Raw genomic sequence first — 1,277 nt, 5'->3', positions numbered from 1 at the left:
TGAGCTGCTCCCTATCGGTTGGACAGTTCGGGCGCCGTTTTAAGCTACAGCCGGGATCTGCTGGTCGGTTCGGTCCTTGTTGATGATGGCCGCATGGAACGTGGTCGAAGGCGTTCGTCCGCCAAGGGCAGAATGTGGCCGGCGCTGATTGTAGAACGTGATCCACTGCCCGATGCCGGCGCGGGCTTCTCGGCCGCCGGACCAAGCATGAAGATAGACGCATTCGTACTTCAAGGAGCGCCACAGGCGCTCGACGAAGATGTTGTCGAGGAAGCGGCCCTTGCCGTCCATCGAGATCTTCACCCCGGCCCGCTGGAGACGGCTCGTCCAGGCTTGGGACGTGAACTGACTTCCTTGATCGCTGTTCATGATCGACGGCGGGTCGTTGCGGGTCAGCGCCTCGTCGAGGGCCTCCACGCACGGGCCGGCCTCCATCGTGTTGCTGAGCCGCCAGGCCAGCACCTTGCGGCTCGCCCAGTCCATGATCGCGACCAGATAGAGGAAGCCCCGCGCCATCGGAATGTACGTCACGTCGGTGCACCAGACCTCGCCCGGACGTTCGATCGTCCGGCCGCGCAGGAGATAGGGCCAGACCTTGTGCGCCTTGGCGGGCGCGCTCGTGTTCGGCTTTTGATAGATCGGCATCAGCCCCATGAGCCGCATCAGACGCCGGATCCGCTTCGGGTTCACCGTTTCCCCCTCGGCGCGCAGATGCCACGTCATCTGCCGCACACCGTAGAAGGGTGTTTGGAGGAACTGCTCGTCGATCCGCCGCATCAGGGCCAGGTTCTCGGCCGTCTCGCCGTTCGGTGCGTGGTAAAATGTCGACCGCGGGATCGACAGGAGCCGGCACTGCGCCGTGACCGACAGTGCGGGATGCTTCTTCTCCACCATCGACCGCCTCACGTCCCGCCCCAAGGCTTGAGCTTTCGCGACAAAAAATCGTTCGCCACCGTCAACTCGCCGATCTTGGCATGGAGATCGCGCACCTTCTCGCCGTCCATCTCCGGCGCGCTTCCTTTTCGGCCGCGCTCGAAGACGTCCGAGGCGCCCTCCAGTAACTGCCGCTTCCATTGGTGGATCATCGTCGGGTGGACACCGAAACGGGCAGCAAGTTCCGCCACCGTCTCTTCACCCTTCAATGCCTCCAGCGCCACCTTCGCCTTAAACGCCGCCTTGTGCTGCTTGCGTGTCGTCATTCGCTGATCTCCTCATCCGAAGACCAGCAGGTCCCTTCCGTAGCTTACAGCCCTGTCCGATTTTTCGGGAGCACCTCA

The 1,277-nt window shown here is 63.0% G+C and carries 1 protein-coding gene; it reads right to left on the bottom strand.

Features of this window, described 5'->3' with window-relative positions; genetic code table 11:
• Window positions 1-39 precede the first annotated feature (39 nt).
• Window positions 40-1,199 (bottom strand): IS3 family transposase gene (locus tag DLJ53_RS34560; protein ID WP_425320985.1). Its coding sequence is split into 2 segments (ribosomal slippage): window positions 40-915 and window positions 918-1,199, totalling 1,158 coding nucleotides; the frame shifts between segments, so codons are not numbered across the junction.
• Window positions 1,200-1,277: the final 78 nt, after the last annotated feature.

The sequence above is a fragment of the Acuticoccus sediminis genome (genome assembly GCF_003258595.1).
Classification (GTDB): Bacteria; Pseudomonadota; Alphaproteobacteria; order Rhizobiales; family Amorphaceae; genus Acuticoccus; species Acuticoccus sediminis.
This window is presented reverse-complemented; position numbering and strand designations above follow the sequence as displayed.